The sequence below is a fragment of the Actinosynnema sp. NPDC091369 genome (genome assembly GCF_044757065.1).
GTDB lineage: Bacteria > Actinomycetota > Actinomycetes > Mycobacteriales > Pseudonocardiaceae > Actinosynnema.
Map to the genome: position 1 here is coordinate 53,599 of NZ_JBIVUG010000012.1, position 14,353 is coordinate 67,951.

A 14,353-nucleotide genomic window follows, 5' to 3' on the forward strand; every position below is an offset into this window, starting at 1 on the left:
TAGCACAGCTAACGGAGATCGGAAGGGGCGCACAGTGCTGGGGACCGGGTCCGACACGAAGGTCAAGCCCCGGCTACCCGGCGAGGTGTGGGTCCTCGTCGTGGCGAGCTTCATCATCGCCCTCGGGTTCGGCATCGTGGCCCCCGTCCTGCCCGCGTACGCCAAGAGCTTCGACGTCGGCACGTTCGCCGTGTCCGCCGTGGTCAGCTCGTTCGCGCTGGTCAGGCTGCTGTTCGCGCCGATGAGCGGCCGGCTCGTCAACAAGTTCGGCGAGACGTGGGTCTACATCGTCGGCATCCTCATCGTCGCCCTCGGCACCGGCGCGTGCGGCTTCGCCACCGCGTACTGGCAGCTCATCGTGTTCCGGTCGTTCGCGGGCATCGGGTCGACCATGTTCACCGTCGCCGCGGTCGGCCTGCTGATCCGCATCACGCCCGCCCCCATGCGCGGCCGGGCGTCCGGGCTGTGGGCGACCGGGTTCCTGCTCGGCAACATCGGCGGCCCCATCGTCGGCGCGGCGCTCGTCGAGATCTCCATCCAGGTGCCGTTCGTCACCTACGCGGTCGCGCTCGTGGTGGCCGCCCTCGTCGTGTGGTGGTTCCTGCGCCGGTCCACGCTCGCCGCCGCGCTGGACAAGTCCGTCGAGCAGGAGTCCATGCCGGTGCGCACAGCCGTGCGGCTGTCGGCGTACCGGGCGGCCCTGGCGTCGGGCTTCGCCAACGGCTGGGCCGTGTTCGGCGTGCGCATCTCGCTCGTGCCGCTGTTCGTGGTCGAGGCGCTGCACAGCACGCCCGCCATCGCCGGCATCTCCCTGTCGGTGTTCGCCGCGGGCAACGCCGCCGTGCTGATGATCTCCGGGAAGCTCGCCGACACCATCGGCCGCAAGCCCGTCGCCATCGCCGGGCTCGCCGTGTCCGCCGTCGGCACCGTGTGGCTCGGGTTCAGCGTGGGCGTGCCGATGTTCATGGCCGCATCGCTGGTGGCGGGCATCGGCGCCGGGCTGCTCAACCCGCCGCAGAACGCCGTCGTGGCCGACGTCATCGGGACGAAGGCCAAGGGCGGGCCGGTGCTGGCGGCGTTCCAGATGGTCGCCGACTGCGGCGCCATCGTCGGGCCGCTGCTCGCCGGCGTGCTGGTCGACCAGCTCTCGTACCAGGCCGCGTTCACCCTGACGGGTGCGATGGCGGCGGTGGCGCTGGTGTTCTGGCTGTTCGCGCCGGAGACCCTGCCGCGGGCCGAGGAGACGCACGTCGCCGCGGACGTGGCCGGGGAGTCGGGGTGCCTCGACGAGGGACCCGAGGTCCCCGTCGGCGAGCGCGTGTCGGGCCGACCGCGTCAGCCGGACGCGTGAGCGCTCAGGTTCTGCTCAGCATCTCTCGATAGCCTGCGGGCCGGCTTGTGACCGGGAGGGCAGTGCGGTGGGTGGCGCGGAGCGCAACGCTCGGAAGAAGAAGCAGCAGCAGCGGGCGGGCAAGGCGGTGGCCGCAGCGCGCGGCACGTCGAGCGACCGGACCAAGGTCGTCATCGGTGTCGTCGTCGTGGTGGTGCTCGCCGTGGCCGTGATCGGAGGGGTGATCTGGTCGTCCAGGTCGGACTCCGACGACTCGCTGGCCAACCCGCCCGCCGTCAGCGGCATCTCCGCACCGATCGCCCGCGAGGGTGGCGCCGTGGTCGTCGGCGAGACCTCCGCGAAGGTCACCCTCGACCTGTACGAGGACTTCCTGTGCCCCGCGTGCGGCAGCTTCAAGAAAGCCTACGGCGAGCAGATCAAGCAGGAGATCGAAGCCGGCAACCTCCGCGTCCGCTACCACGCCCTGCCGTTCCTGATCCGGCTCTCCGATCCCGAGGGCTACTCCCGTGACGCGGCCAACGCGGCCCTGTGCGCGGCCGACGCGGGCAAGTTCTGGGAGTACCACGAGACGTTGTTCGCGCGGCAGCCCGAGGAAGGCGGGCCGGGGCACACCAAGGAGGAACTGGTGAAGCTCGGCACGGACCTAGGGATCACCGGTGACGCGTTCAAGCAGTGCGTGGACAGCGGTGCGCACGAGAAGGACGCCCAGGCCGAGCTGGACGCCGTGAAGGCGACCGGCAAGTTCAAGGGCACGCCGACCGTCATGAGGGACGGCGAGATCGTCTCGTGGGACGACCGGGACTGGCTGACCAACCTGCTCAAGTAGGCGGTCACACCCCCGCCGAGCAGCCCGGATGCCGTTAGGGCACCCCCCGATTTCGCCCAGGCGGGTGCCGTGTTGTACGGTATTGCCACACGAGAACGGCGGCCCCAACCGCCGGGAAACGTGCAGGCAAGGGGCTGTGGCGCAGCTGGTAGCGCATCACACTGGCAGTGTGAGGGTCAGGGGTTCGAGTCCCCTCAGCTCCACAAGTTAATAGTTCGTCTGATTCGCCCGCCACCTGCGGTAATGCAGGTGGCGGGCGGTCTTGCTTTTCTGTCTACTGTGGACTGCGGTGGCCGAGCTGGAGCAATTCTGGAGCAGGCGGTCGCTCCGGACTGGATGTTGTCAGCTGTGTGCTCCAGCTCTCACCAACCTGGCCGGGTGGATCTGCCTGAGGACTTTTCTGTGGCTGTAGGCGTCGTCAGTTTCGGCGCCGGTGCCATGACCTCAGGATCGTCGGTGCGGCCGTCAGCGGGCGTCTAGTGTCCGAACCCGCGGTTGGTTTTTCTGTTGGTCGCGGGGGACGGTGGTGGTCGCTGCGCGCATGACGATGTGGCTGAGCCTCGGCGGCGGACTTCTCCGACAACTCGTTCGTGAATCCGCCACACCGGCCGATCTCCCGAGACGACGGAGCGGTCTCGGCATCATGGGTGGTTGCCAACCCGCCCCAGGGAGCTCGCCGTGATCGTGTCCTCGGTGATGACCGACCACCCCTCCTGGCTGTCGGCAAGCGGAACCGCCTATCGCGCCGTCCTTTCCGGAAGCTCTACCTGGGTGCTGACCTGCACACCCGCGAGACCGGTGGCAACCGGACGGAGGCACACCCGGTGCGGGGCGAAGAGGACAGTCCTGTGCTCGATGTCGTCGATCCGGACGGGCTGACTGGCACCGATGAGGTGGTGGACGTGCTGCGCGCGGCCGGCACGGTGGGGCGCCGGCACAACCCGGACCTGTGGGATGCCCTGGTGACGTCGATCATCCGGCAGGTGATCCGAGCGGGTCAGGCGCGCAAGCTCTACCGGACGTTCTGCGAGGCGCACGGCGAGGAAGTCCTCACGCCCCACGGGCCAGCGTGGTTGTTCCCGACACCGGAAGCCGCCCTCGCGCTTCCGGACGACGAGTTCACCGACCTGGAGATGGCCTTCAAGCGCCGTCCGCTGAAGCCGCCGCCGAGGCGGTGCTGGAGTTCGGCGCGAGGTCACCGTGCTCCGCCGGATCTGAACTCAATTATCACGCACCTCGTGGTGATCGCTCCTGGCCACGGCTTCGTTTCACCGTAGCCAGGAGGACGCAACATCCCTCGATGCGACCAACGCAGAGGGTGTGTAGCCCAAAAGTGTGTCGTCCAGACGGAGGGGTGGAAGTCGGCAAATGCGCTCGATGTGAATAGCGTCGGTCGATCATGTGTTCCCACTACGCCTGTGCGGTGATCCCACTTCGACGGAACGGGCACCGAGTCCGCATTTATGCGGACTGAGGTGGTGTGGTGCTCACTAACATCGGGTGTCAAGTGGTGAAGTCGCTCGAACATGGTGTCGCCATACAGTATTTCCGGGATCACCTCGAATGCAAGGGGATTTCATGAGTCGTCCTTGGGAAGCCGATCCCGTCGCGCACTTCGCCAAACGACTTGGCAGGTCAGCCGTCCAGTTGGGCGTCACCAACGACGACCCCTCCTGCCCGGACATCTGGGAGCTGGGCAACGGCGACATCGCGGTCATCGGTCGAGACCTCACAGCGGACTACGCATCCCGCTTACCCGACGGCGTCCACATCGGCGCGGACGAGAAACTCGTCGTGATCCCCGGTGTCATGCTGCGAGCAGCCAAGAGGGACATCGCTGATGAGTGACCTCGAGCCTGTCCTGGGCGGCACCAGACTGAGCGTCGACGAGTACCTCGATGACTTCAAGGACAACTTCTGGCACGACAACAACGGCGTGAACTGGAAGCTGGAACGGCGTCAGGAGTTCGTCGAGTCCTCCAACGAGAGCTGGGAGGCGTCCAGACGCAACGACTGGCGCAGATCGCTCGACCTGCTGGAGGAGGGACGTGCGAACATCGCCGCCTACGAGCGCAGGATCAGCGACATGGGCATGGAGGTGCGTCGTGTGCGGGTGGTGGAGAAACCGATCACACCGTACCTGCTCTGGGAGTTGACCTCGCTCCACGTCCGCCACCAGGTAGGCGGCAAGATCCGGGTGGTCGAGTGTGACCAGGTTCGTGCGCTCGAAACCGGCGGCACGGTGCTACCCGAACTCTTCCTCCTCGGCCGGACTATCGCCTACCAGGTCCTTTACGACGATGAAGGCGTGTTGAGCGGTGCGGTGAAGTGCACGGTTCCCGATGAGGTCGGGCACTGGGGCGACGTCGTGGCTTCCCTGTACGACCAGGGCGAAGAACTTGGTTCGTTCTTCGACCGTGAGGTGGCCAGGCAATTACCCCTGGCGGGCTGACAGGTCATGACCGGACCCGACAGGCACGGATGGGGTGAATCGCACAACGACCTGAGCGGATCAGCCGAGGACGTCGTCCAAGCCCGTGATGTGATCGGCGGTGTGCACTTCCACCGCTCCGGGCGCCCCACTGCGCCGATGCCACGACAGCTGCCTGCTGACGTGCGTGGCTTCGTCAACCGTTCCGCCGACCTCGAATTGCTCACGCTGACATCGGCGGAGGTGGCGGACCGGGTCGTGGTGTGGGTGGTGGTCGGCACCGCCGGTGTGGGCAAGACGTCGCTGGCGGTGCGGTGGGCGCACCAAGTCGCCGGGGACTTCCCGGACGGTCAGCTCTACGTGAACCTGCGCGGTTACGACGCCGGGCTGCCGATCGGCCCGGACGAGGCACTCGACCGCTTCCTGCGCGCGTTGGGCGTGCCCGGCAACCTCGTGCCGGCCGACCTGGACGCACGCTCGGCGTTGTTCCGATCCCTCCTGGCAGGCCGTAGGTTCCTAATCCTGCTTGACAACGCGGCCTCACCTGCCCAGGTAAGGCCGCTCCTGCCGGGTACCGCCGGGTGCCTCGTGCTGGTGACCAGTCGCGACAAGCTCGCCGGTCTGGTGTCCCGGGACGGCGCGCGTCGGCTGCGACTGGACATCCTCCCCCTCGACGAAGCCGTGTCGTTGCTGCGGGACCTCACCCAGGAATACCGCCCCCAGGACGACGACGAAGACTTGACGCAACTGGCCAGGCTGTGTGCACGTCTTCCATTGGCACTGCGCATAGCGGCGGAGCGGGCGATCGGCAAACCGCAGACGTCACTGCAGGACATGATCACCGAACTGCGGGACGAGTCGAGCCTGTGGGATGCCCTGGGATCGGACGACAGCGACGCCGTCCGCACCGTCTTCGCGTGGTCCTACCGGGCACTGTCCAAGGGGGCGAGCCGACTGTTTCGCATGCTCGGCCTGTACCCCGGTGACAACTTCGGCCCCGCGGCTGTCGCGGCGCTGCTAGGCGAACCTGTGTCCACCGTGCGGCGCCTGCTCGACGACCTGGCCGGCGCGCACCTGCTGGAGAGCACGGCGCCGGACCGCTACGAGTTCCACGACCTGCTCCGGCTCTACGCTCAAGACCAGGCGCGAACCGAGGAACCACCGGAGGCGGCGACGGCGGCCCTGGAACGCCTGGCCGCCTGGTACCTGCACGCGGCGTGGAACGCGGTCCGGGCGCTGATCCCCGAAACCGCTGCACGCGAACTGCCGCCGCTGCCCCAGGACGTGTCCGCCCCGGCATTCGCGAACCACCAAGATGCTTTGACCTGGTACGAGCACGAGCGCCGGAACCTCCGGTCGATGATCCGGGTCCTGGGCGAGCAGGCGCGGGACGAAGTGGTGGCACTCCTGGCTGACGTCCTGCGTGAGATCTACGCCCGCTACAACCATTTCGACGACTGGGTCACGACCGGCGTGGCGGGTCTGGACGCAGCCCGCCGATCGGGGAACCGCCGCGGTGAAGCAGACGCGTTGGAGAGTCTGGGCAAGGCACACACGCAGCAGGGGAACCGGACCAAGGGGATTGAACACCAAACACTGGCGCTGTCGATCAGGCAGGAGATCGGCGACCGGCGCGGCGAGCTCGCGTCCACCAACGCGCTAGGTCTGGCGTATTTGCGCAACCACGAACCGGACACGGCGCTGCGGCACTTCCGGCGTTCCCGAGAGATCGCGGACGACTTGGCTGACGATTACTGGACAGCAGTGGCTTCCAACAACATCGCCAACGCTCTCATCGACCTCGACCGTCCGGAGGAGGCCCTACCCATGCTCCAAGTCGCCTTGGCCGGATACCGGCGCCTGTCGATCCCTGGTGGCGAAGGCGACGCGTTGCGCGGGCTTAGCCACGTGCACCGCCTGCTCGGCCTTCCGGACGAAGCGCAACGCTTCATCGGTGACGCGTTGTCGATCGCGAGAGATCGCAAGAATCCGGCGTGGGAGGCGTTCTGGTCATTGGAGGCCGGGCAGGTGTCCTTGGCTCTCGGTGATCCCGAAGCGGCCTTGGTCCTCTACCAGCGCGCGGCGTCGCTCCAGCGGCAGCTGGGCGACCGGATCAGGGAGGCCGCTGTCCTGGACGCCACCGGTGAGGCGTACCAGCGGTCCGGACGACCCGCGGATGCCGCCGCGTTCCACCGGTATGCGGTGGACGTGTTCCGTCAATCCGGAGAGAAGTGGCGGATGGCCATAGCCCTCCGGAACCTGGGAGCCGTCCTGATCGCCACGGAAGGCGCGGAAGCCGCAGCGAGCGCCCTCGACGAGGCCGCAATCCTCTTGGCTGAGTTCGACGACCCAGCTGCCCACCGTCACCACGCCGAGGTCGACGCACTCCGCCGGGACGGGGAAGACGATCCTGCAACGCTCTGATCGGCCTGTACGCGGCGCCGGTACGGTGTCCTCGTCGCGAACCTGTCGACCCATTCCGGTCCTGTTCCCTGTCTTCTGCCCAGGAGCAAATCCGATGGTGCGCCGATCGGGTGCCGTCAGCCTCTTCGGCGATCGCTGCTGTACGCCCTGCTCGAAGGGACGGCCGAGTCACGATCATGGGCGAGGTCGTGGCGGCGGTGCGGGAGTTCGTGCGGGACCTGATCGCCGACGCGGTCGGCAGGCTCGTGGTCTGGGGACTGGAACTTCTCGTCACGGGTGGTGCCGCGACGCCAGTGGTGGCGATGCAGGCCACCAGCCTGGTCGCCAAGTACGCCGCCAAGATCGCGGACGTCGTGCGCAAGCTGCTCAAGACCATTACCAACGTGGCGAAACGGCTCGACGGGCTCGCCGAGGTACTGCGCATGGCCTGGCGCATGCTGAAGGAGTTGGTCGACAGGCTCAGTCGGAAGGACCCTGATCCGCAGCACAAGGATCCGCGCGAGGTCGAGCGGCAACGTCGGGAGCAGGAGAAGCAGGAGCTCATCGCCGAAGCTCAGGATAACGGCGTGAAGATCTCTGCGGACAAGGTCGGCGAAATCGGCAGGGACCCCAACGGGAAGATTGTCTTCCTGGAGGAGGGAGGGGTCAATCCTCGTACCAACACGGAGTCCGGCCTTGCGCACGTGATGAAGCACAAGGACGAGTTCACCGCTGCGGGGATCCCTGAGGACAAGATCGCCGAGGTGGTGCACCGAGCTGCCACCGAGGGCAAGTACACGGGCTACTACCAGGGCAAGCCGCCCGGGCGACCGATCTTCGAGGTCCAGTACGGTGGCCGGACGCACTACATCACGGTGTCGGTGGGTGACAACGGTTTCATCGTCGGCGCCAACATCCGCAGTGCGTCCACACCGTTCAAGGACGCGCGACATGACCCGCGTGCGGAGGCGGATCCGAACTACCGAGGATGGGGAGAATGAGCCGACTGATCTCGGTCCGAGTGGCGCCCGAGTGGGAGTGTTTCCCCTTTTGGGTCCGTACCGCGGACGAGGTGATCGCCGACAACTGCTCTGCCGAGCGACTCGTGTCCGAGTTCGGTGCACCTGCGGACTTGGCGAAGGCAATCGACGCGTGGGATGACGAGTTCCAGGCCGTGTACAACCGCAGCGACCCGGAGAGCTCGGGCTTCCCCGACGAGGCGACCACGGCGGCGTGGCACGAGCGGGGTGAGCTGTTGGCTGAGCGGTTGGCCGCGGCGTTGCCGGTACGGGTGGAGTTCCACACCGCGCGTGGGGACCGCGTGTTCGGAGGTTGAGGTCGGCACCTGTTGGCGCCGATCACACCGCGGTGTGTGGAGCAAATCTGGAGCATACGGAAGAACTGAACGACGTGAGACGGCTGCGAACGGCCGTGAACGGCACCGGCTGACGTACTGGTTCGCTGTTTGCGCTGGTCAGGGCACTTGTGGAACAGCACTGGCGGAGTGAGGCTCTACTTCCTGTTGGCTGCACTTCTCCGCAGTTGGCGTGCTTTGGCGGGTGTTGGGCGCAGTTCGTCGATGTGGTGGGTCCGTGCGTCTCGGGTATGACTGCAGCGCGCATTGCCTGGCTGACCAGATCCGGTAGATGTTCTGAACCGCGCACCCCAATCCGCAGGGTGATGGTCGTGCCGTGGGCGTGTCGTCGGCGGGAGGCCGGTGCAGGGCTTCGACCTCGGTGCGTAGGTGGCGGGCCGTCGTAGGCCGCGAGCAGGGCTGCCTCGGTCAGGTGGGTGACACCGCTGCACCACCGGACGGTTCGCCGGCCTCGCGGCTGAAGTGGTGCGCTCGTCGCCGGGAGCGCGTCTCACTCCTCGGCCGAGGTCGCGGGTGAGGCGGCCCGGTCGGTCGCCGGTCCGTCGCCGGCGGTCGGCTTCCGCGGTGTGCGACGGTGCCGGCGCAGGCCGAACCAGGCCACGGCGGCGAGCGCGAGGACCCCGCTCGTGATCCAGGCGAGCGCGTGCCAACCGGACGGTTCGGTGATCTTCTCGGGCTGCACGAGCAGTTTCACCTGCTTGTGGCCGCGATCGGCGTAGTAAAGGTCGCCGTGCCGGTCGAGCGCGAGCGGCCCGATCCCATCACGGACGCCATCGACCGACGGGTTGGTGGACACGGTGGTGATGGTGCCGTCGCCGTCGACTCGTCGGATGCCGCCGTAGGTGCCGATGTAGAGGTTCCCGCTGTCGTCCACGGCCACATCAAGTGCACCTTCCAACCGTGCTCCCGTGGCGTCGTCTCCATCGCCGTTGCCCTCCTGACCGGTGCTCGCACCGTTGCCCGCGACGATGACGCGCTCGCCGTCGGGGTTCACGCGGTGCACCAGGCCGGAATCGTGGCCTTCGTCGGAGACGGCGATGTAGAGGTGCCTTTCGGCGTCGACGGCGATGCCGCGGAGCTGTTCGCGCCCGTCGTCCGCGCGGTCGTAAACGGTGGTCAGCTTGCCGTCGTCGAGTCGGTACGCGGCCTCCGGAGTTGCGACGTAGAGCACGCCGCCGGCGCTGACGGCCAGGTCGACGACGGAGCGGAAGTGGGCGATCGTCGCGGGATGGCCCGGCTCGACCCGGTCGTTGCCCTCGGCCACGGGACCACCACCCGCGACGAGGACCGGTGTTCCTCCCGCGGTGAGCCGGTGGACGGCTCCGCCGGACGCGATGTAGCGAGAGCCGTCCGGTCCGACGGCGACGGCTTCCGGCCGGGCGAACTCGGCGTGGTCGGCGAACGACCGGTCGATGGCGCCATCCGCGGTGATCCGGTACACCCCGCTGGTCCGGTCGGCCACGAACAGCGCGCCGTCGTGGTCGACGGCCATGCCCGCCGCGTCGACAGCCACCTCGGTCGCCGACTCGTCCGCGTCACGGCCGGCTGTCCCGCTGGGCTGCGCCGGCGTGGCGATTGTGGTGATGGCGCCTCGGTCGATCCGGCGAGTCCGATCACCCCGAAGGTTGACGGTGAGGACGGAGCCGCTGCCGTCGACGTCCACCGCCTGCGGTTCACCGACCCCGGCGGTGGTGGCGTCGCCTCCGTCACCTGAGTCGGCCCGGACCCCGGTGCCGGCGACGGTCGTGATCACGCCCTCGGCGGTCACCGCTCGGATGCGCGCGTTGTAGGTGTCGGCGATGTAGAGGGTGCCGTTCGGGCCGGTTGCGATGTCGTGGGGGTTGTTGAGCTCGGCCTCGACCGCTGGGCCGCCATCGCCGCCGAAGCCGCCTTCCTCCTCGTAGCGGTAGCTGCTGCCGGCGACGGTGCGGATGCCGCCCCGGGGGTCGATCATCCTGACGGACGGCCAGACCCCCTGGATGCCGCCGTCGAGCAGGTACACCGCCCCGTCGCGGCCGACCGCGACGGCGGACGGATGACCGAGGCCCGCCTCGACGGCGGGGTGGCCGTCAGCGGCTTCCTTCCACCGCCGGCCCCCGCCCGCCACGGTGCTGATCGTGCCGTCCGGGGCGACCCTCCTGATCCGCGAGTTCTCGCCGTCCGCGAGGTAGAGGCTGCCGTCGACGCCCACGGCGACGTCCACCGGCGTGACGGTCGCCGCCGTAGCGGGGCCTCCGTCGCCGAGGACCGCGACGTTCCCACCCCTGTCGCCCCGCCGGCCGTTGCCGGCGACCGTGGTGATCACGCCGTTGGGGTCGATCCTGCGCACCCGGTGGTTGCCGGAGTCGGCGACGTACACGCTGCCGTCCGGGCCGACGTCCAGGCCGGTCGGGTGGTTCAGGAGGGCCTGCGCCGCGGCGGCGCCGTCACCGCCGAAACCGCTCTCGCCGGTTCCGGCGAAAGGCGAGTCGCTTCCGTCGGGCGCGATCTTCACCACGCGGTTGCCCTCCGCGTCGGAGTAGTAGCGCGACCCGTCGGGGCCGCCGGCGACGCGCAACAGTCGGCTGGTCAGGTACGTGGGCGGCGAGGGGGCGAGGCGTTCGGCGTGGTCCGAGCCGGCGACCGTGCGCACCGCGCCCGGTTCGTCGTCGGAGAACCTGGGCGCGTACGTCGGTTCCGCGGTCGACCGCGCGGTGGGCTCGTCCGCACCGCGCGCCACCATCCGCACGTGTGCGCCGGTCCTGACGTAGACGTCGCCGCGCGGTCCGACGGCGAGGTCGTTGCTGTGGGCCCCGGCGGTCCGCGGCAGCGACGCGATGCTGGTGACGGTGCCGTCGGCGCCGACCACGCGCACCACGCCGTTGCCGGCGTCGTGGAAGTAGAGGTTGCCCCCTCCGTCGACGTCCACCCCGCCCAGCTCGCTGCTCACCCGCGCCGAGGCCGCCGGACCGCCGTCCCCGGAGAAGCCGGGCTCCCCGCTTCCCGCGACGGTGCGCAGCACGCCGTCGGTGTCGACCCGGTGCACGCTTGACCGCTCGCGGTTCGATCCCGGCCCGCTCGGGGCGACCAGGTACACGGATGCCCGTGAGTCGACGGCGATCCTGATGTCGTGGGAGCCCAGTCGAGCTTCGGTCGCGGCCTTGCCGTCGGCGTCGAGCGGGTCGAGTGAGCCGCCGCCCGCGATCGTGGTGGTCCTCCCGGCGGGGTCGATCTTGTGGACCCTGCCGTCGTTGCTGACGTAGATGTTGCCGTCGGCGTCGACCGCGATGTCCCCCGGGCTGTGGACGGGGTGGGCGCCGACCCGGGCGAGGGTGGTGGACGACCCGTCCCGACCGATCCTCCGGACGGTCTCGCGGCCGGCGACGTACAGCGCGCCGTCCTGGCCCACCGCGACGGCTTGTGGCCCGTCGCTGGGGCTGTGCTGCCGGCCGTTCACCTCGGGGCCGTCGTTCTGCGGCGTCCGCAGCACCCGCGTGCCGGGCACGGTGTCGATCACCCCGTCGCCGTTGACCGCGCGGACCCGGCGGGCCCACCGGTCGACCAGGTACAGCGTGCCGTCCGGGCCGACGTCGATGGTGCCGGTCCCGCTGATCCGGGCATCCGCGGCGGGTCGACCGTCACCGGAGTAGCCCTCCTCGCCGGTGCCCGCGACGGTGATTACCTGCCCGTACGTTGGCACGTCCGGTTCACCTCCCGCCTCGGCGAGGACGGGGGAACCGCTTGAAGCGCCCACGTACATCGCGACGAGCAGGGGCGGGAGGACCCGCGTGATCGACCAGGACACCGTTCCCCCAATGCGTCATCAGACTCGTGCTACGACGGGCGGGGACGTGCCGCGGTTCCGCGGGCGGCCCGGCTCGCGGCAGGATCGCGTGGAGGGCGCGGCCGACATGGCGTTCGTCCCGGATTCAAGGCTCGGACCATCGGTCCTGGTGGAGGAACGAGGTGGCTGGGTGGTGGCGCGGCGGTTGTCAAGCCGTCGACGTGGTCCCGTTCGACGCCGTGACCGGGGACGATGTCGTCGGGGGTCCACCGGAGGTCGGGGACCGCGTCCGCGCCGGTGCGGACGTCGAGGAGGACGCCGCCGTTGGACCGGGCGCAGTCTCGGCGTCGCCGAAGAACCACCGCGGCACCACCGAGCAGCGCGCGTCCGCGTTCGCCCTGATGTGCCGGCGGTTGGGCTGGGAGCCAGGGTCGTGCTCGGCTTCAAGCCCCGCGGTGACGGCGACCGGCTGCGTGTCCGAGGGCGGGACGTCTTCGCGTGGACCGAAGTCCGGTTCGAGCGGCTGGGGTGGCTGGGCCGGAGAGCGCCTTCCAGGCGTCGCGTACTGCGGAGCAGTGGCGTGAGGAGGTCGCGGCCGGCGACGACGGCACTCGGTGCGGGGCTGGGGACAGCCTGGCAGTTCAGCGACCTGCGGGGCGTCCGTCCGGTTGGTCGTGGTCATGGCCCCGCCGCGCCCCTGTAGGACCGCTCACGGCGCTCGACAACGGCCATGTCCGCGTCATCGAGTGCGCCGATCCCGCGCTCGTCGCGTTGATCGCCGGCGACCGCACGATTCGCGCGCTGTGCCGCCCGATCGGTGACCGCCACCTCGCCGTCCGGCCGGACCAGGAGCTGAAGTTCCGCAAGGCCCTGCTCGAGTTCGGTTACGTCATCCCAGCCGGAGTTCGAGGAAGTGGGGTCTGACAGGGTTGGGGCGTGCGATCGTTGAACGGGCTCGATTCCGCCGCCCTGCGGCCCTTGTGGCGGGCCGTGCACGATCGGTTGTCCTCGGGGCGGCAGGTCAGCCGGGTGAGGGTGGGCCCTCTCGATGACGAGCAGCGTTCGGCCGTGGCCGACCTGCTGGGGGACGAGCGTCTGCCGGGTGAGCACGCGATGGTGTCGGTGGCCGCGCTCGACGAGTTGCTGGTCTCGTCCGTGGGGGCAGGTGTGCGCGAAGTGGTCGCGGCGCTTCTGGGACCACTGGACGACCGGGCCGCGCGACGGGCGCTCGCAGACGTGGCGCGGGCCGAGCTCTGGGAGTGGGCGACCGGGCACCCCGTGGTGACCTCCCAGCCGGCGTTGCGCGAGTGGGTCGAAGCCGTTCGGAAGGCGGGGCTCGTCGGCGGCTCGGTCGAGCGCACCCGGGATGAGCTGGACCGGGCCTTGCGGGTTGTCGGTGCGCTGCCGGCGGCGGGTGTGCCGCTGCCGGTGTTGGCGGAAGACGTGCTCGGTGATCCGCACGCCCTGGACGAGGGGACCAGGTGCGCCGGGTTGGCCCTGCGGGCGTTGGCCGTGCTCCACAACGTCGCCCCGCCGGGAGACGCGCAGGAGCGGCGGGCGTTGTGGGAGCGCGCCGGCGTGGTCGAGGACGAGTTGTCGTCGGTCGTCCTGGCTGCCGGGCTGCGGTTGGGCGGTGTCGGTGGTCGGTTGCTCCGGGTGTGCGCCGACGAGGGGCACGTCGCGGCTCTGACGCTGGCGCAGGTCCGGGCCACGTCGTTCGTCGGGACGCCCGAAGCGGTGTGGGTGTTCGAGAACCCCAGCGTGCTCGCGGTGGCAGTCGCCCGGTTCGGGGTTTCGTGCCCGCCGGTGGTGTGCACGTCGGGCTGGCCCAACAGCGCGGTGATCGCGCTCCTGCGCGGTCTGGCCGCGGCCGGGACGGCCCTCCGCTACCACGGGGACTTCGACGGCGAGGGTGTGCGGATCGCCGCGCACGTGATGGCGCGCACCGGCGCCGTGCCGTGGCGCATGGCGACCGACGACTACCTGCTGGCGTTGGGCGACGCACGTGTCGGCACGCCGGTGGGGAGGGTCACCGAGGCGCCGTGGGACGGCGAGCTGGCGGGCGCCATGCGCAAGCACGGGTTGGCGGTCGTGGAAGAGCGGGTCACCGCGCGGTTGCTGGATGAACTCGACAGTTGCGGACGGGACGTCGGCGGTCTGCCGTAGCGTGCTCGACCGGTGGGAGGAGGGTGCCCGTGGAGGCC

General features: G+C 69.5%; 10 protein-coding genes and 1 tRNA gene. 10 read left to right on the forward strand and 1 reads right to left on the reverse strand.

What is annotated here, in order from left to right:
- Positions 1–34: 34 nt before the first annotated feature.
- The 9 genes from ACIQMJ_RS32920 (at position 35) to ACIQMJ_RS32960 (ending at position 8,347) form a co-directional block, all read left to right on the forward strand.
- Positions 35–1,351: an MFS transporter gene (locus tag ACIQMJ_RS32920; protein ID WP_499764885.1), complete on the forward strand. Its 1,317-nt coding sequence runs from the start codon at positions 35–37 to the stop codon at positions 1,349–1,351.
- Between the two features lie 67 nt (positions 1,352–1,418).
- Positions 1,419–2,177, forward strand: a complete 759-nt coding sequence (locus tag ACIQMJ_RS32925) for a DsbA family protein (protein ID WP_499764886.1) — start codon at positions 1,419–1,421, stop codon at positions 2,175–2,177.
- Between the two features lie 130 nt (positions 2,178–2,307).
- Positions 2,308–2,380 (forward strand) — tRNA-Ala (locus ACIQMJ_RS32930).
- Between the two features lie 645 nt (positions 2,381–3,025).
- Positions 3,026–3,454 carry a hypothetical protein gene (locus ACIQMJ_RS32935; protein ID WP_499764887.1) on the forward strand — a complete coding sequence of 143 codons (429 nt, stop codon included), beginning with the start codon at positions 3,026–3,028 and terminating at the stop codon, positions 3,452–3,454.
- A 286-nt stretch (positions 3,455–3,740) separates the two neighbouring features.
- Entirely contained in the window at positions 3,741–4,025 is a 285-nt protein-coding gene (locus ACIQMJ_RS32940; RefSeq protein ID WP_499764888.1) for a hypothetical protein, read from the forward strand.
- Positions 4,018–4,629 (forward strand): DUF6879 family protein, encoded by a 612-nt coding sequence (locus tag ACIQMJ_RS32945; protein ID WP_499764889.1) that lies wholly within the window; start codon positions 4,018–4,020, stop codon positions 4,627–4,629. Before ACIQMJ_RS32940 ends, ACIQMJ_RS32945 begins: the two co-directional genes overlap by 8 nt.
- A gap of 6 nt (positions 4,630–4,635) precedes the next feature.
- Complete coding sequence (locus ACIQMJ_RS32950) at positions 4,636–7,032, forward strand: ATP-binding protein (RefSeq protein ID WP_499764890.1); 2,397 nt, start codon at positions 4,636–4,638, stop codon at positions 7,030–7,032.
- 176 nt (positions 7,033–7,208) lie between these two features.
- Positions 7,209–8,012, forward strand: a complete 804-nt coding sequence (locus ACIQMJ_RS32955) for a hypothetical protein (RefSeq protein ID WP_499764891.1) — start codon at positions 7,209–7,211, stop codon at positions 8,010–8,012.
- Positions 8,009–8,347, forward strand: coding sequence for an immunity protein CdiI family protein (locus tag ACIQMJ_RS32960; protein WP_499764892.1), 339 nt, complete (start codon positions 8,009–8,011; stop codon positions 8,345–8,347). Before ACIQMJ_RS32955 ends, ACIQMJ_RS32960 begins: the two co-directional genes overlap by 4 nt.
- 529 nt (positions 8,348–8,876) lie before the next feature.
- Here the strand turns inward: ACIQMJ_RS32960 and ACIQMJ_RS32965 are convergent.
- Positions 8,877–12,065 carry an NHL domain-containing protein gene (locus tag ACIQMJ_RS32965; protein ID WP_499764893.1) on the reverse strand — a complete coding sequence of 1,063 codons (3,189 nt, stop codon included), beginning with the start codon at positions 12,063–12,065 and terminating at the stop codon, positions 8,877–8,879.
- A gap of 1,152 nt (positions 12,066–13,217) precedes the next feature.
- On the opposite strand from ACIQMJ_RS32965, the gene ACIQMJ_RS32970 reads away from it, so the two are divergent.
- On the forward strand, positions 13,218–14,315 hold the full coding sequence (locus tag ACIQMJ_RS32970; protein WP_499764894.1) for a TIGR02679 family protein: 1,098 nt from the start codon (positions 13,218–13,220) through the stop codon (positions 14,313–14,315).
- Positions 14,316–14,353: the final 38 nt, after the last annotated feature.